The organism is Streptomyces sp. E-08, assembly GCF_049913095.1.
In the GTDB taxonomy this organism is placed as follows: domain Bacteria; phylum Actinomycetota; class Actinomycetes; order Streptomycetales; family Streptomycetaceae; genus Streptomyces.
This window is the reverse complement of record NZ_CP183971.1, coordinates 7,387,139-7,405,679: the sequence shown is the minus strand read 5'-3', so window position 1 is coordinate 7,405,679 and position 18,541 is coordinate 7,387,139. Positions and strand designations below refer to the sequence as shown.

Genomic DNA, 18,541 nt, shown 5'->3' with positions numbered 1-18,541 from the left:
CACGTGTGTTCACGGCCCCTTTCTGATCCGCGGCCATTCGTGCGCGATCCAACGGGCGATCGCCGCATCGTCCCGTTCCGCCGCCCGACGCTCCGGCCGTTGCAGCCTCCACCCGAGCCGGCCGGTCGGTAGCCGCCACACCGACGCCCTCGACAGCGACACCCCCGTCACCGGTTGACGACCGCACCGATTCGCTCCAGGGTCCACAGATCGGCTCCGAAGCCGGGCGTCTGGGCACCCTGCTCCAGCGCGGTCCGCACCTGCTCGACCTGGGCATCATCCAGTTTCGGCGGCCGACCGGTGGCCGGGCTCCGGCGCAAGGCGTCCGTGCCGCCCTCCTCCCACACTCGTTTCCACCGCCGCACGCTCCCATCGCCGACTCCCAGCATCCGCGCGATCTCGGCGCCCGAACGCCCCTGCCCGAACAACCCCGCCGCCCGCACACGCCGGGCCTCGGCCACCTACGGCCGCGGCAAAGCAGGAATCACAGAATCGGAGGCAACCGACGAAGGCACATGGGGTGCTGTCGGGGAGCATGGGGCGATGCACATGGATCAACCGCCGCCTTGCGAGGTGAAAGTCATCGATTCAGCCTCGCTGTTCAGGCTGGAGGAACGGGCGTACGACCTCAGTCTGAACTCGCGGTTGGACCTGGCGTGGGTGCGAGCGAATGCGGCGCCCGACGGCACCCACTACCTGTGGCCGGCCCTGTGGAACAGTTTGTCCCACCGATCGGACGTTCCGCGTCAGCTGCGGTGCGAGCTGTTGATGACTCTGCATGCGGGAGACCGCGTGGTGGGCTGGCTGGACGTGCTTCCGGACGACTTCGCCCCGCTGCCCAGGGTGACCTCACGCGAAGAGGGGATGAAGGTCAGGCAGCTCCTTGACCGTGCTCCTTCGGTCAGGGAGTGGCTACTGCGGGAAGGCGGCGGCCCGGGCCAGCTGTGACAGGCGCCGCCGGCAGACGAGTGCGCATCCCAGGGTGAGGAAGGCTTCGTGGATGTCGTCGCGGATCTCCCAGCGGATCCGCAGGCGACGGAACCAGTGCAGGTGGGCGAAGGCGCGCGCTCGACAACCCGGCGTTGGGTGCCGAGTCCGGAGCCGTGTTCGGTGCCGCGTCGCGCGATCAGTGGCTTCACGCCGAGCGCGCGGACGAGATGGCGGCACTTGTCGTGGTCGTAGCCGCGGTCCCCGAGCACGATGCCGGGGCGGCGCCGTGGCCGGCCGCGCTTTCCCCTCACCGAGGGCACTGCCTGGAGCAGTGGGATGAGCGGGGTGACGTCGTTGCGGTTGCCGCCGGTCGGGGTGACGGCGAGCGGGATGCCGGTGGCATCGGTGATCAAGTGGTGTTTGCTGCCTGTCCTGCCCCGGTCGACAGGTCTTCGTCCTGTTTTGGGGCCCTTTCAACGCTCGGATGCGGGAGCCGTCGACCGCTGCCGCATCGTGTCCTGAGGGCCCGCCTTCTCCACGTCAGGGAGAGGCCTCGCCGATTCGGGCGACCAGAACCGGACGGGCAGCTTGAGATGCAGGCGCACGCATGAGGCCCGGATCCACAGGATCCGGGCCTCATGTCACTTCAGTAGCGGGGACAGGATTTGAACCTGCGACCTCTGGGTTATGAGCCCAGCGAGCTACCGAGCTGCTCCACCCCGCGTCGGAAAGGCCAACTGTACGCCACCCGCGGTACCGCCCAAGACCAGGTCGCTTGGTCTGCTCGGCCGTCCGTACATCCTGGACCCGTGAGAGCAGGTCACGAAGCCCACCGCGAGATGTTCGAGGACCCGCCGGTCTTCTCCTCCTGCGAGCAGCACGCCCGGTCCACCGGTTTCCCTCGCCGCCCTGCGCCGGTCTGACCGTCGAACCACTCCATGTCCAGTTCGGACACCTGGGCACACTGCAACGGGGGGAAGGAAGCGGGACGCCCGGAGCGCTTGGGGTTGGTCAGTCCGGCCGGGCCCCGCTCGGCGAAGCGGCCTCGCCACCTGCGCACAGTGTCCAGATGGAGGCCGGTCTCCTGGGCGATGCGCGCGTTGGAGCGTCCACGCGCCGCGTGCAGAACCACCTGTGCCCGCAGACGCAGCCGGTACTCGGTCTTGGGGCCGTAGGCCGTCTTCTTCAGCCGCTCGCACTCGGAGGCGGTCAGGAAGATTCGGGCATGCGGAAACCAGAGGCAACGCGGAGAGCCGCTTACGAGAAGTGGATGACGACAGGGTGCGAGAAGCGCACCCTTCCTGCGGCGTGCGCCCTGCACGGTGGTTCCGGTCAGTCGGTGGCCGTCAGTGCCTCGCGTGCGGTGGTGAGGATCTTCTCGGAGAGCGGGGAGCCTTTGGTGGCCCGGGACAGGACGAGGGCGCCGAGCATGGTGCACAGCCGGGTGATGCCGTCCTGGTCCGCGGTGTCGAGCCAGTCGGCGAAGTCGCCCACTCCCTGGGTGTAGACGCGGCGGGCCTCGCTCTCTCCGCCGTCACGGGCCATGTCGGTGGCGAGTGCGGCGGCGGGGCACCCGTCTGCCGCGCTGTCGCGGTGCTCGGCGGAGAGGTAGGCGTCGATCAGCGCCCGCTGGGCGGCGTCGCGCTGCCCGGCGTACTGATCGAGCCCGTCCTTGTGGTGCTGGGCGAGTTCGCCGAACGCGTGGGCGGTGGCCTCGTCGATGAGTGCCTCCTTGGAGGCGAACTGCTTGTAGAAGCCGCCGTGGGTCATACCGGCCGCCTTCATGAGGTCGGCGACGCTGACGTGGGTCCCCTGTTCTCTGAACAGGCGGGAGGCGGTTTCGACGACCCGTCGGCGGTTCTCCTCCGCCTGCGCCTGCGATACGCGGCCCATCCGCCACCTCCCGATTGGATGTCGACTGGCATCTATCTTAGAGCAGTGCTTAGATTGTAGTCGTAATCTAATTGATGTGGGTCGCTTGACGGCGGCCGTGGCGCTGGGAGTGGGCATGGAACTGAAGGACGCGGCAGCAGTGGTCACCGGAGCCAATCGGGGGCTCGGACGACACCTGGCCGCCCAGCTCGTGGAACGCGGGGCCAAGGTGTACGCGGCGGCCCGTCGCCCCGAAACGGTGGACCTCCCGGGTGTCGTCCCGCTGCGGCTCGACGTGACGGACGCGGAGTCGATCCGGGCCGCGGCTCGCACCGCCTCCGACGTGACGCTGCTGGTCAACAACGCGGGCGTCTCCACCGGAACGCCCCTGATGACGGGCAGTCCGGACATGGTGCGCTTGGAGATGGAGGTGAACTTCTTCGGCCCGCTCGCCGTGACGCGGGCTTTCGCCCCGGTCATCGAGTCCAACGGCGGCGGCGCCGTGCTCAACGTGCTGTCGGTCCTGTCCTGGCTGCACCCGGCCGACCTCGGCGCCTACGCCGCGGCGAAGGCCGCGGCATGGGCGCTGACCGGCGCGGTCCGGGAGGAGCTGGCGCCCCGGGACATCACCGTCTCGGCGCTGCACGTCGGATACATGGACACGGACATGGCCGTCGGCGTTCCCGCCCACCAGAAGACCGCCCCCGCCGAGGTCGCCGCCCAGGCCCTGGCCGGCATCGAGCGGGGACTGCCCGAGATCCTCGCCGACGAGACCACCCGGCACGTGAAGCGGAGCCTGGCCGCATCGCCGAACGCAGCGTGAGGCGCGCCGCCGCATCGGCATGGGGCGTCATGAACCAGCAGTGAACACCAGAAGGAATCTCGTACCGGGGCAGCCCGAAGCGAGCGGAGATCCCGTCCCTTCGCGGACGAGGCAGGGAGACAGCGATGAAGGCCTACGTGATCGAGAAGTACGGTGACCAGTCCGCGGTGCGCGCCGCCGAGATGCCCGATCCCGAGCCGGGCGCCGACGACGTGCTGGTCAAGATCCATGCGGCGAGCGTCAACCCGCTGGACTTCAAGATCCGCGATGGCGCCTTCAGGATGATCCTCCCGTACCGCCTCCCTCTCGTGCTGGGCAACGACCTCGCCGGAGTGGTGGTCCAGGTCGGCTCGGCCGTCACCCGGTTCGCGGTGGGTGACGAGGTCTACGCCCGGCCCGACAAGGACCGCATCGGCACCTTCGCCGGACTCATCGCCGTCCACCAGAACGACCTGGCCCACAAGCCGGCCACCCTCACCATGGCGGAGGCCGCCTCCCTTCCCCTCGTGGCCCTCACCTCATGGCAGGCGCTGGCCGAGAGGGCACAGGTCCGGCCGGGCCAGAAAGTCCTGATCCACGCGGGCTCCGGCGGAGTGGGCACCGTCGCCCTCCAACTGGCCAGGCACTTGGGCGCACACGTGGCCACCACCGCGAGCGCGGCCAACGCCGCCCTGGTCAAGGAACTCGGCGCAGACGTCGTCATCGACTACCGCACCCAGGACTTCGAGGAGGTCCTGGACGGCTACGACGTCGTCCTGGACACCCTCGGCGGCAAGACCCTGGAGAAGTCGCTGCGGGTCCTCAAGCCGGGCGGGAAGGTCATCAGTGTCGCCGGGCCGCCCGACGCGGACTTCGCCCGCGAGCTCGGCGCGAACCCGGTCCTGCGGCAGGCGATGAACGCGCTGAGTTTCAAGACCCGACGCCACGCCAAGCGCCAGGGCGTGACCTACTCCTTCCTGTTCATGAAGGCCAGCGGCGAGCAGCTGCGCGAGATCACCCGGCTCGTCGACGCCGGAGAGGTTCGCCCCGTCGTCGACCGTGTCTTCCCCTTCGAGCAGACCCTCGAAGCCATGGAGTACGCCGAGAAGGGCCGCGCCAAGGCCGGCAAGGTCGTCGTCGCGATGGTGTGAGGGCCGGCACCCGCCCCACCACCGACAGACCCCGGGCGGCGAGAGGATCCCGCCAGTTCCTCTTCTTCACCGACACCGAACACGGCCGGCGCGAAGCACGCGCCTTCCTGGAACGGCTGAAGGAGCGCACGGACCGCCGCGACAAGGCCATCTCGCTCACGTCGTTCCGCGCCCAGCTGAAGGCCATCCACCGGTGGGGCCTCCAGCCACCGGCCGACCTGTCCCGCATCCGCCAGCCAGTCCTGGTGGCCAACGGCGAGAGCGACCGGATGGTGCCGAGCGAGAACACCCTCGACCTCGCCGCACGGCTGCCCCGGGGCGAACTCGTCCCCCTCTACCCGGACGCCGGGCACGGCGGAATCTTCCAGTTCCACGACGAGTTCGTGGCCAGGGCCCTCGCATTCCTCGAAGCACGGCCCGACACCTGACCGCTGAGGCCACATCCCCCGCCGTTCCCGGGCGCGGCCCCGGAACTGCTTGAGACCGTTGACACAGCGTTCGACCACGTTGCGGAGCCCGTAGAGCTCGCTGTCGAAGGCCGGTGCTCTACCTCCGGCCTGTCCGCGCCGCAGGCGGTTGACCTTCTGGCCCGCTTGCTCCGGGCTCACAGCCCGGATGCCCCACCCCCGATGCAGCTGCCGACCTCCTCTGGAAGAGAACTGACGGGTGTCGCGCCGGCGCCCGCCGGTAGCGGGTGAACACGAGAAGTACATGCAACCGCCCCTGGTTTCATGCACCGTTCACGAGTGGCGCGAGGGGAGCCCGGGAGGGGCCGATAATGGCGTGGTGAACGACAGTGGTCCGCGCGTGGTGCTCGCCGAAGACTCCGTCATCCTGCGGGACGGGATGGTCGAGCTCCTCGAAGCCCGCGGGTGCCGGGTGGTGGCCACGGCGGGGACGGCGACCGAGCTGCTCGCCGAGGTCTCCCGGCACCGGCCCGACGTCGCCGTGGTGGACGTCAGGATGCCCCCCACCCACACCGACGAGGGCATCCGGGCCGCCGTGGAGATCCGGGCGACCGTGCCCGGGGTGGGCGTCCTCGTCTTCTCCCAGCACATCGAGAACGCCTGGGCCTCCCGGCTCCTCGCCGGCGGGGCGACGGGTGTCGGGTACCTCCTGAAGGAACGCGTCGCCCGCACCTCCGAGTTCATGGACGCGCTGCGACGGGTCGCGGGCGGAGGGACAGCGCTGGACCCGGAGGTCGTCGACCGGCTGGTGAACGGCGAGCGCGGCGGCCGGGTGGAGACCCTGACGCCGCGCGAGCGGGAGGTCCTCGCGCTGATGGCGCAGGGCCGCTCCAACCGCTCCATCGCCGAGCGGCTCGTGGTGTCGGAGCGGGCCGTCGAGAAACATGTCGCCGCCGTCTTCACGAAGTTCGGCCTTGCCGCCACTCAGGAGGACAACCGGCGGGTGAAGGCCGTGCTCGCCTATCTGTCGGAGACCGGCGGGTGAGACCGCCCGCGGGTCGGTGGGACGGTCACAGCCCCGCCGGCAGCTCGGCCGTGACCTCGGTCGGCCCGCCGGGCGGGCTGTCCACGCGCAAGGTGCCGTCCACCGCGGCGAGCCGCTCGGCCAGACCGGCGAGCCCGGTGCCGCCGCCGGGCGTCGCGCCGCCGCGGCCGTCGTCCCGGACCGTCAGGCGCACCCGGCCGTCGCGCACGGTGGCCGCGAGCGCGGCCGTCCGCGCGCCGCTGTGCCGGGCGATGTTGGTCAGCAGCTCCGCCGCGCAGAAGTAGACGGCGCGCTCGATGGCCTCGTCGGGGCGTTCGGCGAGGTCCAGGCGGACGGTGACGGGGACGGGCGAGGTGGCGGCGAGTCCGGGCAGCGCCTCGCCGAGGCCGCCGTCCAGGGCGACGGGGTGGATGCCGCGGGTGAGCAGCCGCAGCTCGGCGACGGTCTCCTCGGTCTGGCCGCGGGCGCGGTCGAGCAGGGCCCGCAGCCGGGCGAGGTCCGGTCCGGTGGCCGGATCGAGCGCGTCCTCGGTCAGCGAGAGCGTGATGGCGAGGGCCACGAGCCGGGCCTGGGTGCCGTCGTGCAGATCGCGTTCGAGGCGGCGGAGCCGGTCGCCGTTGTCCGCGAGGAGCACGGCGCGGGCCGACTCCAGCTCGCGGACGCGGCGCTGGGCGCGGGCGGGCCCGAGCAGCAGGGACCCGAGCCGCCGATTGGCGCCGGCCCACAGGCGCAGTGCCCCGGGCGTACCCGCCAGCAGGGCGAGGCCGAGGAGCACGGAGAGCGCGTCCAGCCAGGCCCCCGGCGGGGATTCGGGCTCCAGCAGGCGGCCCCAGAGCGGGAAGCCGATGAGCCACCCGCACGCGAGGGGCAGCACCACCGCGGCGACGAACCCGAGCACGCCGAGCGGCAGCCGCAGGACCAGATAGAGCAGCGTCCGCCAGGCCACCGGGTCGGTCAGTACGACACGGCCGAGGGCGAGGAGGCCGTCGGGGCGGGGAATCCCGGCCGGGGCCTCGATGGATGCGCCGAGCAGCGCGCCGACCAGGCGCCGGTGCGGGGTGCCGAGGCCGCGCGCGCCGAGGAGTGCGAGGACCACGAACGGCAGGCCGAGGACGGTGAGCGAGAGCAGCGTCCCCGCGTACACGACGGCCAGGGCGTACGCGCCGCAGATCAGGGCGACGGGGAGCCCCACGACAGCGAACACCCACTCACCGGCACGCACGGAGAAGTACCTCCGCCGCCCCGTACCGGCTCCGGCCCTGCCGGGGGCGGCCCTGCCAGGGGTGGCCCCCGGCCCGGCGTCCGCCCCCGGCGCACCGGACGGTGCGGTCTCGTCGCCGGGCGGGCGCTTCTCCGGGCGGCTCAGGGCGGGTGTGTCAGTCACGGCCGCCGCCCGCCGTTTCCGCCGCCGGGCCCCCGATCGCGCGCAGGCCCGCGCCGAGGATGCCCGGGACGGTCAGCGCGGCCGCGCCCGCCACGATCCAGCCGCAGGCGACGACGGGCACGGACGGCATCGCGGAGCCGGTCGCCGCCGTGCTGAACGCGGCCGTGGCGAGCGCGGCGACCGCGGCACCGAGGAGGACGCCGACCGTGGTGGTGAGCAGGGCCTCGGCGGTGAGCATGCGCAGCAGCTGCCGCCGCGTCGCCCCGACCAGGCGCAGCAGCGCGAACTCGCGGCGCCGCTCCCCGGTGACAGCGATGACCGTGTTGATCGTGGAGACGGCGGCGAAGCAGGTGAGCATGGCCAGTTCGGCCTGGCGGAGCCAGACGTCGGTGGCAGAGGCGGCGTCGGTCGGCCCGGCCGCGTGCTCGGCGGTACGTGTCATGATCATCATGGTCGCCGACAGGCCCACGAGCAGCGCGACCGGCACCACGGCGGACGTCAGCCGCCGGGCGTACCCGCGCAGATTGGCCTCCGCGAGCCAGCCGGTGCCGGGCAGCAGCGCCCGCAGGGGCGCGCCCAGGACGGCCACCAGGGCGCGCGCCGCGAGTGGCCCGGTCAGGCCGACCGCCACGAGGAGCACCAGGGAGCCGAGCAGGGCCGCCTGTCCCGCTTTGTCCACCTCCTCCGGCGGTCGCGTCGCGGCAAGGCGCAGCAGCAGGCCGCCGCCCACCAGGGCGCAGACGCCCGCGAGCAGGCGCGGCACGCCGGTCCGCCCCTGCTCGGTGGCGGTCGCGGTGAGCGCGGCGGCGGGCGCGATCCGGGAGACGCGCCGGACCGCGACGGCCGTTGCCGCGAGGCCGACGGCGAGCGTGATCGCCACGGCGACAAGGGCGGGCAGCGGTGTCACCGGCACCCGCAGGTCCGGCGCGGCCATCCCGCGGTCTCGCAGGGCGGCGAGGAAATGCCGCGCGGCGTACGCCCCTGCGAGCGCACCGGGCACGGCGACGGCGAGTGCGGTGACGAGGATCTGGACACGGACCAGGCGCCGCACCTGCCGGGGTGTGGCGGCGATGGTGCGCAGGAGCGCGAGCTCGCGGTGCTGACGGCGGAGCGCGAAGCCGATCGCGTTGACGACGACGAAGAAGGCCACGAGGACGGCGATCTCGCCGAAGGCTCCCGCGATCACCATGAGGCCGGGTCCGGCCACCGGCGTCGCGCGGACGGCCTGGTCCGCCGTGACCTGGGTGGCGAACAGTGAGCCGAACAGCGTCGTCGTGGCGACGAGGAGGAGGAGTGCGACCGCGAGGCCGGCGAAGGCGGCCGGACGGCGGCGCAGTTGTCCGAGGGCGAGGAGGACCACGGTGCTCACCCGCCGAGCCGGCCGAGGCGGGCCGCGATCTCGGCGGCGGTGGGCCGGTCCAGCGCGTCGACCACGCGGCCGTCGGCGAGGAGCAGGACCCGGTCCGCGTACGCGGCGGCGACGGGGTCGTGGGTGACCATCGCGCAGGTCCGGCCGTCCCGGTCGACGCCGTCGCGCAGCAGCGCGAGGATCTCGCGGCCGGTGGCGCGGTCGAGCGCGCCGGTCGGTTCGTCGGCGAAGAGCACGCCCGGCCGGGCGACGAGCGCGCGGGCGATGGCCACGCGCTGCTGCTGGCCGCCGGAGAGCTGTCCGGGGCGGTGCCGCTCGCGTCCGGCGAGACCGACCCGGGCGAGCGCGTCGAGGACGCGGTCGCGGTCCGGGCGGGTGCCGGCCAGCCGTCCGGGCAGCTCGACGTTCTGGGCGACGGTCATGGCGGGCATCAGGTTGAACGCCTGGAAGACGAAGCCGATCCGGGTGCGCCGCAGTTCCGCCAGTTTCCGTTCCGGCAGCCGGGTCACCTCGGTGTCGCCCCACCGGACGGTGCCGCGGGTGGGGCGGTCCATCCCGGCGAGGCAGTGCAGCAGGGTGGTCTTCCCGGATCCGGAGGGGCCCATCACCGCGGTGAAGGTGCCGGGTGCGAGGTCCACCGACACCCCTCGCAGCGCGTGTACGGCGGCTGCGCCGCGCCCGTACGCGCGGTGCAGGTCCTCGGCACGGGCGGCGGGCGCCGTACTCGTGTCTGTCGTCGTCTCAGCCATGCCCTCATCCTCGGCGGGCACGGCGGGGCGGGTCGATCGTGCCCGCCCCCGGATCGGGGGTTCGGATATCCGAACCCCCGGCGGGCGGGTCAGGGCCTGAGGCTGGAGACCACGTCGGCGGTGGCGGCCACGCCGTTGTGGATGGTGGGCGCCATGCTGGTGCCGGCGAGGAAGAAGCCGAGCAGGGCGCAGACGAGGGCGTGCGTGACCTTGAGGCCGCCGTTCCGCAGGAAGATCACGGCCAGTACCAGCAGCAGCAGCACGACAGAAATGGAAACGGCCATCGCTTTCACGTCCCTCCGTCGCCGCACCGGAATTGCGGCGTTCGGCGGACAGTGTGGCGGAATGCGCGGTCCGTCCGGGCGAACGGCGGGGCGGCCATACGGGTGAGATTCGGTCAGGGCGTGGCGGGCAGGCAGTCCTTCCATTCGACCGTTCGGTCGCACCAGCGGTTCAGCAGGACGCGGTCGTGGCCCACCGCGAGGAGGCCGGCGCCGGTCTCGGCGCGGTAGGCCTCGACGGCGGCGACGAGGGCCGCGGTCGTGGAGGCGTCGAGCATGGCGGTCATCTCGTCGCAGATCAGCCACCGTGGGCGGAGGGTCAGGGCGCGGGCCAGGCAGGCGCGCTGGAGCTGGCCGTCGCTGACCTCGTGGGGGCGGCGCCCGAGCAGGTCGGGGGTGAGGCCGACGGCGGGGGCGAGGGCGGAGACCCGGTCGGCGGTCTCGGCGCGGCGGCCGGTGGCGCGCAGGGGTTCGGCGATCAGGTCGGTGAGGGTGAGGCGGGGGTCGGCGGCGGTGCGGGGCTGCTGGAAGACGACGCCGACGGCGGTGCGCTGCTCGCGCGGGGCGCGGTGGCGCCAGGCCCGTACCTCGGTGCCGTCGAGGACGAGACGGCCCGCGTCGGGGCGGTGGAGGAGGGCGGCGACCCGGGCGAGGGTGGACTTGCCGCAGCCGCTGGGGCCGAGCAGTCCGACGGACTCGCCGGGGGCGAGGGTGAGGGAGGCACCGCGGAAGACGGGGGCGCGGCGCTCGTATCCGGCGGTGACGGAGTCGAGTTCAAGCACGGGGGTGCTCCGGGTGGTGGCAGGCCACGCCGGCCGCCGGTTCGGGGCGGGTGGCGCAGCGGGCGGTGGCGCGGGGGCAGCGAGGGGCGAAGGCGCAGCCGTCGGGCAGGTCGGAGAGCTCGGGCGGCATGCCGGGGACCGGGGTGAACGCCCGGTCGGGCAGGGCGTCGAGGAGTCCGCGGGCGTAGGGGTGGCGGGGGCCGGTGGGGCCGAAGAAGCGGTGGGCGGGGGCGATTTCGACGATCCGTCCGGCGTACATGACGGCGACGCGGTCGGCGATCCGCGCGGCGGCGGCCAGGTCGTGGGTGATGAGGAGCAGGGCGCGGCCCTCGTCGGCGTGGCGGCGCAGTTCGTCGACGGTGCGGTCGACGAGGTCGCGGTCGAGGCCGGTGGTGGGTTCGTCAGCGAGCATCAGCCGGGCGTCGCCGATGAGGGCGAGCGCGGTGGCGGCGCGCTGGGCGAGGCCGCCGGAGAGTTCGTGCGGGTACCGGTCGAGGTGTCCGGCGGGGAACGCGGCCCGGTCCGCGGCGTCCTCGGCGGCCTTGCGCCGTGCCCGGCGGGAGGTCCCGGTGAGGGCGCGGACGGTCTCCTCCAGGTGGGACCGTACGGTGCGGACGGGGGTGAGGTGGGCGGCGGGGCTCTGCGGCACGAGGCCGGCGCGCCGGCCGCGCACGGTGCGGGCGAGGGTCTTCTCGTCGGTGGCGAGGAGATCCGTGCCGTCGCCGCCTCCGGGTTCCGCGAGGAACGCCGTACCGGAGGTCTCGGCGTTGCCGGGGAGGAGGCCGAGGAGGGCGGAGGCGAGGACGGACTTGCCGCAGCCGCTCTCGCCGACGAGGGCGAGGCACTCCCCCGCCGCCAGGTCGAAGTCGGCGTCGCTGACGGCGGCGACGGTCCGGCCGCCGCGCAGCCGGAAGCGGACGGTGAGGCCGCGGACGCTGAGGACGGCGTCCTCGGCCCGCTCGGCGGAGACGGCCCGGAGGGCGCGCTCGACGCGGGGGTTCACAGCGTCAGCTCCGATCGGCGGCGCGGGTTGAGGCGTTCGCGCCAGACGCCCGCGAGTCCGGCGAGGGCGAGGGTGGGCACGATGAGGAGGAGGCCGGGGAAGAGGGTGGGCCACCAGTCGCCGGCGAGCAGCGAGGAGCGGGCGTTCTGCACGAGGTTGCCGAGGCTGGCCCGGTGGCTGGGGAGGCCGAGGCCGAGGAAGGACAGCGCGGACTCGTGCCACATGGCGTGCGGGACCATCAGGACGGCGGCCAGTCCGGCCTGCGGCAGGACTGCGGGCAGCAGGTGGCGTACGGCGACGCGCCACCGGGAGGAGCCGCCGGAGACGGCGGCGTCCACGAAGGGCCGGGTGCGCAGCGAGAGGACCTCGGAGCGGACGATCCGGGCGGTGGAGAGCCAGTGGGTGACGGCGACGGAGGCGATGACGGGCCAGACGCCGGGCCGGAAGAGGGCGACGACGAAGATGCCGAGCAGCAGGTGGGGCACGGAGGAGAAGGCGTCGACGAGCCGCATGAGGGTGCGGTCGGTCCAGCCGCCGAGCGCTCCGGCCGCGGCCCCGACGGCGGTGCCGACGACGGTGGCCACGAGCGCGGCGCCGAGTCCGACGAGGAGCGAGATCCGCAGGCCGTAGACGCAGCGGAGGAGCAGGTCGCGGCCGAGGTCGTCGGTGCCGAAGGGGTGCTCCCAGGAGGGTGGGAGGAGCTTGCGGGAGAGGTCGACGGCCTGTTCGTCGAGCTGGACGAGCGGGGGCACGAGGAGGACGGCCAGGAGGATCACGCCGACGGTGACGGCGGAGGTCCACAGCCGCAGGCGGTGGGTGCGCGGGTCAGCCATCGAAGCCCACCCTCGGGTCGGCGAGGCCGTAGAGCAGGTCGGAGAGGAGGTTGCCGAGGAGGACGGCGGCGGTGGCGAGGACGGTGAGCGCGGCGAGCAGCGGGAAGTCGACGGAGGTGGCGGCCGTGACGGTGGCGGCGGCGATGCCGGGCCAGCTGAAGACGGTCTCCACGAGCAGGGCGCCGGTGATGAGTTCGGGGACGCGGGAGCCGACGAGGGTGAGCATGGGGAGCATTCCGGAACGGAGGGCGTGGCCGGTGAGGACGGTGCGTTCGCGCAGGCCGCGGGCGCGGGCGCCGCGCACGGGGTCCTCGTCGAGGGCGTCGCCGACGCCCTGGCGGACGTACAGGAAGAACCAGGGCAGCTGGGAGAGGCCGAGGACGAGCGCGGGCAGCACGAGGTGGCGGGCGACCTGGCCAGCGGTGACGGTGTCGCTGGCGGTGTCGGTGAGTCCGCCGGCGGGCAGGGCACCGAGCTTCAGGGCGAAGAACCAGATGGCGAGCAGCCCGAGCCAGAAGGCGGGGGCGGCTTCCAGGGTGTACGCGGCGGAGCTGACGGCCCGGTCGAGGAGGCCGCCGCGGCGGCGTCCGGCGAGGACGCCGAGGAGGGTGCCGAGGACGATGGCGACGGTGAAGGCGGTGACGGCGAGGAGGACGGACCAGCCGAGGCGTTCGCCGATGACCTCGGCGACGGGGCGGCGCAGGACGGCGGAGTCGCCGAGGTCGCCGGTGAGGGCCGAGGCGAGCCACTCCCACCAGCGGGCCAGGAGGGGCCGGTCGACGCCGAGGTTGGCGCGGAGCTGGTCGAGGGTCTCCTGCGAGGCGGTGAGTCCGGCGGTGCCGGCGTAGGCCTTGACGGGGTCGAAGGGGGAGGCCTCGGCGACGGCGAACACGGCCAGGGTGACGCCGAGGAGGACGGGGACGGCGGCGAGTGCGCGCCGTCCCGTCATCCGGGCCATGGCCCCCCAGGGGAGGCGGCGGCTCACTTCTTCGGCTTCCAGTTCTCCACGTTCCACCAGGGGCCGGAGGCGAGGCCGTGGTCGTGGGGTTCGGTCTGGGTGGACAGGCCGTCCCAGGCGTCGTTCACGACGTAGAGGTGGTCGATGTGGGTGAGGAAGGTGTAGCCGGGGTCCTTGGCCAGTTCGCGCTGGACGGTGTCGTACGCGGTGTGGCGCCTGCCGGGGTCGTTGGTCCGGCGGCCGTCCTCCAGGGCGCGGTCGACGGTCTTGTTGTCGTACCGGGCCATGTTGTTGAAGCCGTCGCCGCCGAGGGTGGACTTCAGGAGCAGGTACTGGTCGAAGTCGGGGTCGCCGGGCGAGCCGCCGCCCGCGAGGACGGCGTCCGTCTTCATGCGGGGCTCGATGACCTCCCAGGTGCCGGCCTGGGTGGTGACGGCGATGCCGGCCTTCTTGGCGTCGGAGGCGTACGCGAGCGCGTGGTCCTGGCGGAGCTTGTCGCCGGAGAGGTACCAGAGGGGGAACGCGGCGCGGACGCCGTCCTTCACGCGGATGCCGTCGGGACCGGGCTTCCAGCCGGCCCGGTCGAGGATCTTCCGCGCGCCGTCGAGGTCGTGGCGCCGCTCGGTGCCCCGGGCGAACCAGGGACTGTCGGTGGGGACGGGCCCGTAGGCGGGCTTTCCGGCGCCTTCGAGGATCTGGTCGACCATGGCCTGCCGGTCGACGGCGAGGTCGAGGGCGCGGCGGACGGCGGTGTCGCCCGCGACGGCGTTGTGGGTGGGCAGGGTGACGGTGCGGTAGTCGAAGGTCTTCGCCGTCCAGGTCTTCTTCGCCTTGTCACCTTTGAAGCCGGCGGCGAGGTTGGGCGGCAGGATCGCGCCGTCGAGGTCGCCCGCGCGCAGGCGGGTGGCGCGGACGTCGTCGTCCTTGATGACCGCCATGGTGAACCTCTTCACCGCGGGCGCGCCGTTCCAGTAGGCCGGGTTGGCCGTGAAGCTGAGCTTCTCGCCCTTGGACCAGCTCGTGAGGACGTACGGTCCGGTGCCGATGGGCCTGCTGGTGAAGGCGCCGGTGTTGACGTCCTGCTTCGCGGTGACGTGCTCGGGGGCGATGGCGTGGACGGTGCGCTCGGCGAAGGGCGCGTAGGGGTACTTGAGCCGGAAGACGACGGTGTCGTCGCCGACCGCCTCGACGCTCCTGAGGGCGTCGAGTTCGGTGCGGGACGGGTTGTTCGTCCTCGGGTCGAGGATCGTCCGGTAGGTGTGGACGACGTCCTTCGCGGTGAAGGGGACGCCGTCGCTGAAGGTGACGCCCTTGCGGAGGGTGTACGTGTAGGTGAGGCCGTCGGCGCTGACGCGGGGCAGCTTCACGGCGAGGGCGGGCTTCAGCTTCATCCCGGCGTCGAAGGCGAGGAGCCCGTCGAAGATCTTGGAGTTGCCGTCCTTGCCGTAGCCGAGGAGGGGGCTGAGGGTCTCGGGCTCGTAGGCGATGCCGACGACCACGGAATCCTTGGGTCCGCCGGAGCCGCCGGCGGTGGCGCCGGGGTTCGTGCAGGCCGCTGTGGCGAGGGCGAGCGCCCCCGTGAGTGTCGCGGCCGCCGCACTGCGGATGGATCGGGCGGTCATCGTGCCCACACCCCTTTTGAAGATCAACTGTTATTGCGAACAGGTTGCAATTAAACAGTAGGTAAAGGGGTGCGGGCACAGGGGGGTCCTTACCCGGGTGCGGGCAGGTCCATCAGCGCGGCGATCGCGTCCTGGTGGCGGCCCGCGGAACCCAGCGCGATCTGGTCCGACTTGGCCCGCTTCAGGGCCAGATGCGCGGGGTGCTCCCAGGTCATCCCGATCCCGCCGTGCAGCTGCACGCACTCCTCGGCGGCGCGGACCGCGACCTTGGAGCAGTACGCCTGGGCGACCGCCACGGTGAGCGGCGCGTCCGGGCTCCCGGCGGCGAGGGCGTCGGCGGCGGCGCGGGCCGCGGCCCTGGCCCCGACGACGTCCAGCCAGAGCTGGGCCATGCGGTGCTTCAGGGCCTGGAAGGAGCCGACGGGCCGGTTGAACTGGTGGCGCTCGCGGGTGTACCCGACGGTCTCCTCCAGGCAGCGTTCGGCGAGGCCGAGCTGCTCGGAGGCGAGCAGCCCCGCGCCCGCGAGCAGTCCGCGCCGGACGGCCGCGCGGGACGCGTCGCCGTCGGCCAGCCGCGTACCCCCGGCGCTGCCGGGGTCGACGACGGCGAGCGGCCGGGTCAGGTCCAGCGGGGTGAGCGGGGTGACGACGGCGTCGGCGGCCGGGACCGCGTACAGGCCGTCGGGACGCGCGACGAGGAACACGTCGGCGGCGACCGCGTCGGCGACACCGCGCACCGGGCCCTGCGCGGTGCCCTCGCCTCCCGCGAGCGGCGGGTGCGGCGCGGTCGAGAACGGCACCGCGAGAACCGCGACGCGCTCACCGGACGCGAGCTCCGCCAGGAGCCCGGCGGCCGGGCCGCCCTCCCCCGCGAGCGCGAGCAGCGTCTCCGTGGCCACCACCGCGCTCGTGAGGTACGGCAGCGGGGTCACCGCGCGGCCCAGCTCCTCCAGGACCACGGCGGCCTCGCGGTGGCTCGCGCCCTGGCCGCCCAGCTCCTCGGGCACGAGGAGCCCGGCGGCGCCGATGTCGCCCGCGAGGGACTTCCAGAGACCGGGGACGTACGGATCGTCCGTCTCGATCCGGTCGAGCAGCACCTGGTGACCGGCCCGTTCGGTGAGCAGGGCGCGGACGGCGGCCCGCAGGTCGTCCTCGGTGTCGGAGTACAGGAGATCGGTCTGCGCTGTCATCGGGCCAGGTCCTTCCAGGCGACGTCCTTGTCGTTGCGGGGCTCCGGGGGCAGGCCGAGGACCCGCTCGGCGACGATGTTGAGGAGCACCTCGCTGGTGCCGCCCTCGATCGAGTTGCCCTTGGACCGCAGATAGCGGTAGCCCGCGTCGCGGCCGGTGAAGTCGACGAGCTCGGGGCGGCGCATCTCCCACTCCCCGTACAACAGGCCTTCGTCACCGAGGAGTTCGACCTCCAGGCCGCTGATGGCCTGGTTGAGGCGGGCGAAGCCCAGCTTCATCGCGCTGCCCTCGGGGCCGGGCTGTCCCGCGACGAGCTGCTGGCGGAGGCGCTCGCCGGTGAGCCGGGCGACCTCGGCGTCGACCCAGAGGTCGAGGAGGCGCCGGTGCAGGTCGTGGGTGCGCAGCTCGGGGCGCTCGCGCCAGGTCGCGGCGAGCTTCCCGATCATGCCGCCCTCGCGGGGGATGCGGGCGCCGCCGATGGAGACCCGTTCGTTCATGAGGGTGGTCTGGGCGACGCGCCAGCCGTCGCCGACCTCGCCGAGGCGGTGGGCGTCGGGGATGCGGACGCCGGTGAGGAAGACCTCGTTGAACTCGGCCTCGCCGGTGATCTGGCGCAGCGGCCGGACCTCGACGCCGGGGTCGGTCATGTCGCAGACGAAGTAGGTGATGCCGCGGTGCTTGGGCGCGTCCGGGTCGGTGCGGGCGATGAGGATGGCCCAGCGGGCGACGTGGGCGCTGGAGGTCCACACCTTCTGCCCGTCGATCACCCAGTCCTCGCCGTCCCTCACCGCGCGGGTGCCGAGCGCGGCCAGGTCCGAGCCGGCTCCCGGTTCGCTGAAGAGCTGGCACCAGACCTCCTCGCCGACCCAGAGGGGGCGCAGGAAGCAGGACTTGACCTCGTCGGAGCCGTAGGCGAGAAGGGTGGGGGCGGCCATGCCCAGGCCGATGCCGATCCGGCGCGGGTCGTTGTCGGGGGCGCCCGCGGCGGCGAGTTCGGCGTCGACGACGGCCTGGAGGGACCGGGGCGCGTCGAGCCCGCCGAGGCCCACGGGGTAGTGCACCCAGGCGAGTCCGGCGTCGAAGCGGGCCTTCAGGAAGTCGGTGCGGTCGGTCGTGGCGGGCGGGTGCTCGGCGAGCAGCTTCCCCACGAGGGAACGGAGTTCCTCGGCGTCGGTCATGCGTGGACTCCTTCCGGGAGGACGACCAGGCGGCCGGTGGTGGTGCCGTCGGCGACGCGCTGGACGGCGTCGGCGGCCGCGGCGAAGGGGACGCGCTCGCCGATCAGGGGCTTGACGATCCCCTTGGCCGCGTAGGCCGTGAGGGTCTCGTGGCAGCGGCCGATCAAGGCCGGGTCCTTCGCCGCGTACAGGCCCCAGTGGAGGCCGAGGACGGAGTAGTTCTTCACCAGGGCGTGGTTGAGCGCGGGGGCGGGAACGGTGCCGGACGCGAAGCCGACGATCACGATCCGGCCCTCGAAGGCCACGCACTTGGCGGACTGCTGGTAGGCCTCGCCGCCGACGGGGTCGTAGATCACGTCCGCGCCCCGGCCGCCGGTGGCGGCCTTGACGGCGGCGACGACGTCCTCGGAGCGGCGGTCGATCACCACGTCGCAGCCGAGGGCGCGGGCGACGGCGGCCTTCTCCGGGCCGCCGACGACGCCGATGACGGTGGCGCCGGCCGCCTTGCCGAGCTGGACGGCGGCGCTGCCCACGCCGCCGGCCGCCGCGTGCACGAGGAGGGTCTCGCCCTCCTGGAGGGCGGCGCGGCGGTGCAGGGCGAACCAGCCGGTCTGATAGCCGATGTGCAGGGCGGCGGCCTCGGCGTCGTCGAGCGCCTCCGGGGCGGGCAGGAGCCCGGCGGCGTCGGCGAGGGTGTACTCGGCGAAGCCGCCGTGCGGGAGGGCGACGGTGGTGACGACCCGGCGCCCGTCCTCGGTCTCGGCGCAGACCTCGACGCCGGGGGTGACGGGCAGCGGGGGCCGCACCTGGTAGTGGCCGCGGCAGAGCAGCGCGTCGGGGAAGTTGACGTTCGCGGCGCGGACCCTGAGGAGGACCTGGCCCTCGCCGGGCACGGGCGGTTCCACCTCCTCGCGGCGCATCACCGCGCCCGGTTCGCCGTTCTCGTACACACGCCATGCCTGCATCCGGAAGCCTCCTCCGTACC

21 protein-coding genes, 1 tRNA gene and 2 pseudogenes are annotated in these 18,541 nt (G+C 73.3%); 5 read left to right on the top strand and 19 right to left on the bottom strand.

All coding sequences use genetic code 11. From position 1 onward, the window contains the following. Positions 1-9: 9 nt before the first annotated feature. Both ACN9MM_RS34075 and ACN9MM_RS34070 read right to left on the bottom strand, forming a co-directional pair. On the bottom strand, positions 10-162 hold the full coding sequence (locus tag ACN9MM_RS34075) for a winged helix-turn-helix domain-containing protein (RefSeq protein ID WP_426367597.1): 153 nt from the start codon (positions 160-162) through the stop codon (positions 10-12). Between the two features lie 5 nt (positions 163-167). After that, positions 168-461: a helix-turn-helix domain-containing protein gene (locus tag ACN9MM_RS34070; protein ID WP_426367596.1), complete on the bottom strand. Its 294-nt coding sequence runs from the start codon at positions 459-461 to the stop codon at positions 168-170. An 82-nt stretch (positions 462-543) separates the two neighbouring features. Between ACN9MM_RS34070 and ACN9MM_RS34065 the strand changes: the two genes are divergently transcribed. Further along, positions 544-948: a hypothetical protein gene (locus ACN9MM_RS34065; protein WP_426367595.1), complete on the top strand. Its 405-nt coding sequence runs from the start codon at positions 544-546 to the stop codon at positions 946-948. On the opposite strand, the pseudogene ACN9MM_RS34060 reads toward ACN9MM_RS34065, so the two are convergent. The 4 genes and pseudogenes from ACN9MM_RS34060 to ACN9MM_RS34045 form a co-directional block, all read right to left on the bottom strand. After that, a pseudogene (locus tag ACN9MM_RS34060) lies at positions 913-1,443 on the bottom strand (IS5 family transposase); the annotation flags it as partial. The gene ACN9MM_RS34065 and the pseudogene ACN9MM_RS34060 overlap by 36 nt on opposite strands. Before the next feature lie 137 nt (positions 1,444-1,580). Beyond that, a tRNA-Met gene (locus ACN9MM_RS34055) sits at positions 1,581-1,654 on the bottom strand. A 96-nt stretch (positions 1,655-1,750) separates the two neighbouring features. Further along, positions 1,751-2,251 (bottom strand): helix-turn-helix domain-containing protein, encoded by a 501-nt coding sequence (locus ACN9MM_RS34050; RefSeq protein ID WP_426367593.1) that lies wholly within the window; start codon positions 2,249-2,251, stop codon positions 1,751-1,753. Between the two features lie 11 nt (positions 2,252-2,262). Beyond that, positions 2,263-2,823 (bottom strand): TetR/AcrR family transcriptional regulator, encoded by a 561-nt coding sequence (locus ACN9MM_RS34045; RefSeq protein WP_426367592.1) that lies wholly within the window; start codon positions 2,821-2,823, stop codon positions 2,263-2,265. Between the two features lie 115 nt (positions 2,824-2,938). On the opposite strand from ACN9MM_RS34045, the gene ACN9MM_RS34040 reads away from it, so the two are divergent. From ACN9MM_RS34040 to ACN9MM_RS34030, 3 genes are all read left to right on the top strand, one after another. Next, the gene (locus tag ACN9MM_RS34040; RefSeq protein ID WP_426367591.1) at positions 2,939-3,625 is read left to right on the top strand and encodes an SDR family oxidoreductase; all 687 of its coding nucleotides are present in this window, start codon (positions 2,939-2,941) and stop codon (positions 3,623-3,625) included. Between the two features lie 125 nt (positions 3,626-3,750). Further along, positions 3,751-4,755, top strand: coding sequence for an NADP-dependent oxidoreductase (locus ACN9MM_RS34035; RefSeq protein ID WP_426367590.1), 1,005 nt, complete (start codon positions 3,751-3,753; stop codon positions 4,753-4,755). Beyond that, entirely contained in the window at positions 4,752-5,183 is a 432-nt protein-coding gene (locus ACN9MM_RS34030; RefSeq protein ID WP_426368970.1) for an alpha/beta fold hydrolase, read from the top strand. Before ACN9MM_RS34035 ends, ACN9MM_RS34030 begins: the two co-directional genes overlap by 4 nt. Before the next feature lie 30 nt (positions 5,184-5,213). On the opposite strand, the pseudogene ACN9MM_RS34025 reads toward ACN9MM_RS34030, so the two are convergent. Further along, positions 5,214-5,420: pseudogene (locus ACN9MM_RS34025) on the bottom strand (IS5/IS1182 family transposase); the annotation flags it as partial. Positions 5,421-5,562: 142 nt separating this feature from the next. Between ACN9MM_RS34025 and ACN9MM_RS34020 the strand changes: the two are divergent. Then, positions 5,563-6,207, top strand: a complete 645-nt coding sequence (locus ACN9MM_RS34020; RefSeq protein WP_426368897.1) for a response regulator transcription factor — start codon at positions 5,563-5,565, stop codon at positions 6,205-6,207. A gap of 25 nt (positions 6,208-6,232) precedes the next feature. Here the strand turns inward: ACN9MM_RS34020 and ACN9MM_RS34015 are convergent, their stop codons facing one another. The 12 genes from ACN9MM_RS34015 to ACN9MM_RS33960 form a co-directional block, all read right to left on the bottom strand. Further along, the gene (locus ACN9MM_RS34015; protein WP_426367589.1) at positions 6,233-7,591 is read right to left on the bottom strand and encodes a sensor histidine kinase; all 1,359 of its coding nucleotides are present in this window, start codon (positions 7,589-7,591) and stop codon (positions 6,233-6,235) included. Continuing rightward, positions 7,584-8,951: an FtsX-like permease family protein gene (locus tag ACN9MM_RS34010; protein WP_426368896.1), complete on the bottom strand. Its 1,368-nt coding sequence runs from the start codon at positions 8,949-8,951 to the stop codon at positions 7,584-7,586. Before ACN9MM_RS34010 ends, ACN9MM_RS34015 begins: the two co-directional genes overlap by 8 nt. A gap of 5 nt (positions 8,952-8,956) precedes the next feature. Beyond that, the gene (locus tag ACN9MM_RS34005) at positions 8,957-9,709 is read right to left on the bottom strand and encodes an ABC transporter ATP-binding protein (RefSeq protein WP_426367588.1); all 753 of its coding nucleotides are present in this window, start codon (positions 9,707-9,709) and stop codon (positions 8,957-8,959) included. 89 nt (positions 9,710-9,798) lie between these two features. Next, entirely contained in the window at positions 9,799-9,993 is a 195-nt protein-coding gene (locus tag ACN9MM_RS34000; protein WP_426367587.1) for a hypothetical protein, read from the bottom strand. A gap of 113 nt (positions 9,994-10,106) precedes the next feature. Then, complete coding sequence (locus ACN9MM_RS33995) at positions 10,107-10,772, bottom strand: ABC transporter ATP-binding protein (RefSeq protein ID WP_426367586.1); 666 nt, start codon at positions 10,770-10,772, stop codon at positions 10,107-10,109. Beyond that, positions 10,765-11,775 carry an ABC transporter ATP-binding protein gene (locus tag ACN9MM_RS33990; RefSeq protein WP_426367585.1) on the bottom strand — a complete coding sequence of 337 codons (1,011 nt, stop codon included), beginning with the start codon at positions 11,773-11,775 and terminating at the stop codon, positions 10,765-10,767. The genes ACN9MM_RS33995 and ACN9MM_RS33990 overlap by 8 nt, the downstream gene beginning before the upstream one ends. Next, positions 11,772-12,608 carry an ABC transporter permease gene (locus tag ACN9MM_RS33985; protein ID WP_426367584.1) on the bottom strand — a complete coding sequence of 279 codons (837 nt, stop codon included), beginning with the start codon at positions 12,606-12,608 and terminating at the stop codon, positions 11,772-11,774. The genes ACN9MM_RS33990 and ACN9MM_RS33985 overlap by 4 nt, the downstream gene beginning before the upstream one ends. After that, the gene (locus ACN9MM_RS33980; RefSeq protein WP_426367583.1) at positions 12,601-13,593 is read right to left on the bottom strand and encodes an ABC transporter permease; all 993 of its coding nucleotides are present in this window, start codon (positions 13,591-13,593) and stop codon (positions 12,601-12,603) included. Before ACN9MM_RS33980 ends, ACN9MM_RS33985 begins: the two co-directional genes overlap by 8 nt. Continuing rightward, the gene (locus ACN9MM_RS33975) at positions 13,590-15,188 is read right to left on the bottom strand and encodes an ABC transporter substrate-binding protein (protein ID WP_426367582.1); all 1,599 of its coding nucleotides are present in this window, start codon (positions 15,186-15,188) and stop codon (positions 13,590-13,592) included. The genes ACN9MM_RS33980 and ACN9MM_RS33975 overlap by 4 nt, the downstream gene beginning before the upstream one ends. A gap of 89 nt (positions 15,189-15,277) precedes the next feature. Then, on the bottom strand, positions 15,278-16,378 hold the full coding sequence (locus ACN9MM_RS33970; RefSeq protein ID WP_426367581.1) for an acyl-CoA dehydrogenase family protein: 1,101 nt from the start codon (positions 16,376-16,378) through the stop codon (positions 15,278-15,280). After that, positions 16,375-17,556: an acyl-CoA dehydrogenase family protein gene (locus tag ACN9MM_RS33965; protein WP_426367580.1), complete on the bottom strand. Its 1,182-nt coding sequence runs from the start codon at positions 17,554-17,556 to the stop codon at positions 16,375-16,377. The genes ACN9MM_RS33970 and ACN9MM_RS33965 overlap by 4 nt, the downstream gene beginning before the upstream one ends. Beyond that, a complete protein-coding gene (locus ACN9MM_RS33960) occupies positions 17,553-18,521 on the bottom strand; it encodes an NADPH:quinone oxidoreductase family protein (protein ID WP_426367579.1) in 969 nt (322 codons plus the stop codon). Before ACN9MM_RS33960 ends, ACN9MM_RS33965 begins: the two co-directional genes overlap by 4 nt. Positions 18,522-18,541: the final 20 nt, after the last annotated feature.

What these genes read in the sequence shown, in the direction of transcription:
- ACN9MM_RS34065 (WP_426367595.1), top strand. Translation starts at nt 544, where the DNA reads ATGCACATGGATCAACCGCCGCCTTGCGAGGTGAAAGTCATCGATTCA.
- ACN9MM_RS34045 (WP_426367592.1), bottom strand. Translation starts at nt 2,823, where the DNA reads ATGGGCCGCGTATCGCAGGCGCAGGCGGAGGAGAACCGCCGACGGGTC.
- ACN9MM_RS34040 (WP_426367591.1), top strand. Translation starts at nt 2,939, where the DNA reads ATGGAACTGAAGGACGCGGCAGCAGTGGTCACCGGAGCCAATCGGGGG.
- ACN9MM_RS34035 (WP_426367590.1), top strand. Translation starts at nt 3,751, where the DNA reads ATGAAGGCCTACGTGATCGAGAAGTACGGTGACCAGTCCGCGGTGCGC.
- ACN9MM_RS34005 (WP_426367588.1), bottom strand. Translation starts at nt 9,709, where the DNA reads ATGGCTGAGACGACGACAGACACGAGTACGGCGCCCGCCGCCCGTGCC.
- ACN9MM_RS34000 (WP_426367587.1), bottom strand. Translation starts at nt 9,993, where the DNA reads ATGGCCGTTTCCATTTCTGTCGTGCTGCTGCTGCTGGTACTGGCCGTG.
- ACN9MM_RS33985 (WP_426367584.1), bottom strand. Translation starts at nt 12,608, where the DNA reads ATGGCTGACCCGCGCACCCACCGCCTGCGGCTGTGGACCTCCGCCGTC.
- ACN9MM_RS33975 (WP_426367582.1), bottom strand. Translation starts at nt 15,188, where the DNA reads ATGACCGCCCGATCCATCCGCAGTGCGGCGGCCGCGACACTCACGGGG.
- ACN9MM_RS33970 (WP_426367581.1), bottom strand. Translation starts at nt 16,378, where the DNA reads ATGACAGCGCAGACCGATCTCCTGTACTCCGACACCGAGGACGACCTG.
- ACN9MM_RS33965 (WP_426367580.1), bottom strand. Translation starts at nt 17,556, where the DNA reads ATGACCGACGCCGAGGAACTCCGTTCCCTCGTGGGGAAGCTGCTCGCC.
- ACN9MM_RS33960 (WP_426367579.1), bottom strand. Translation starts at nt 18,521, where the DNA reads ATGCAGGCATGGCGTGTGTACGAGAACGGCGAACCGGGCGCGGTGATG.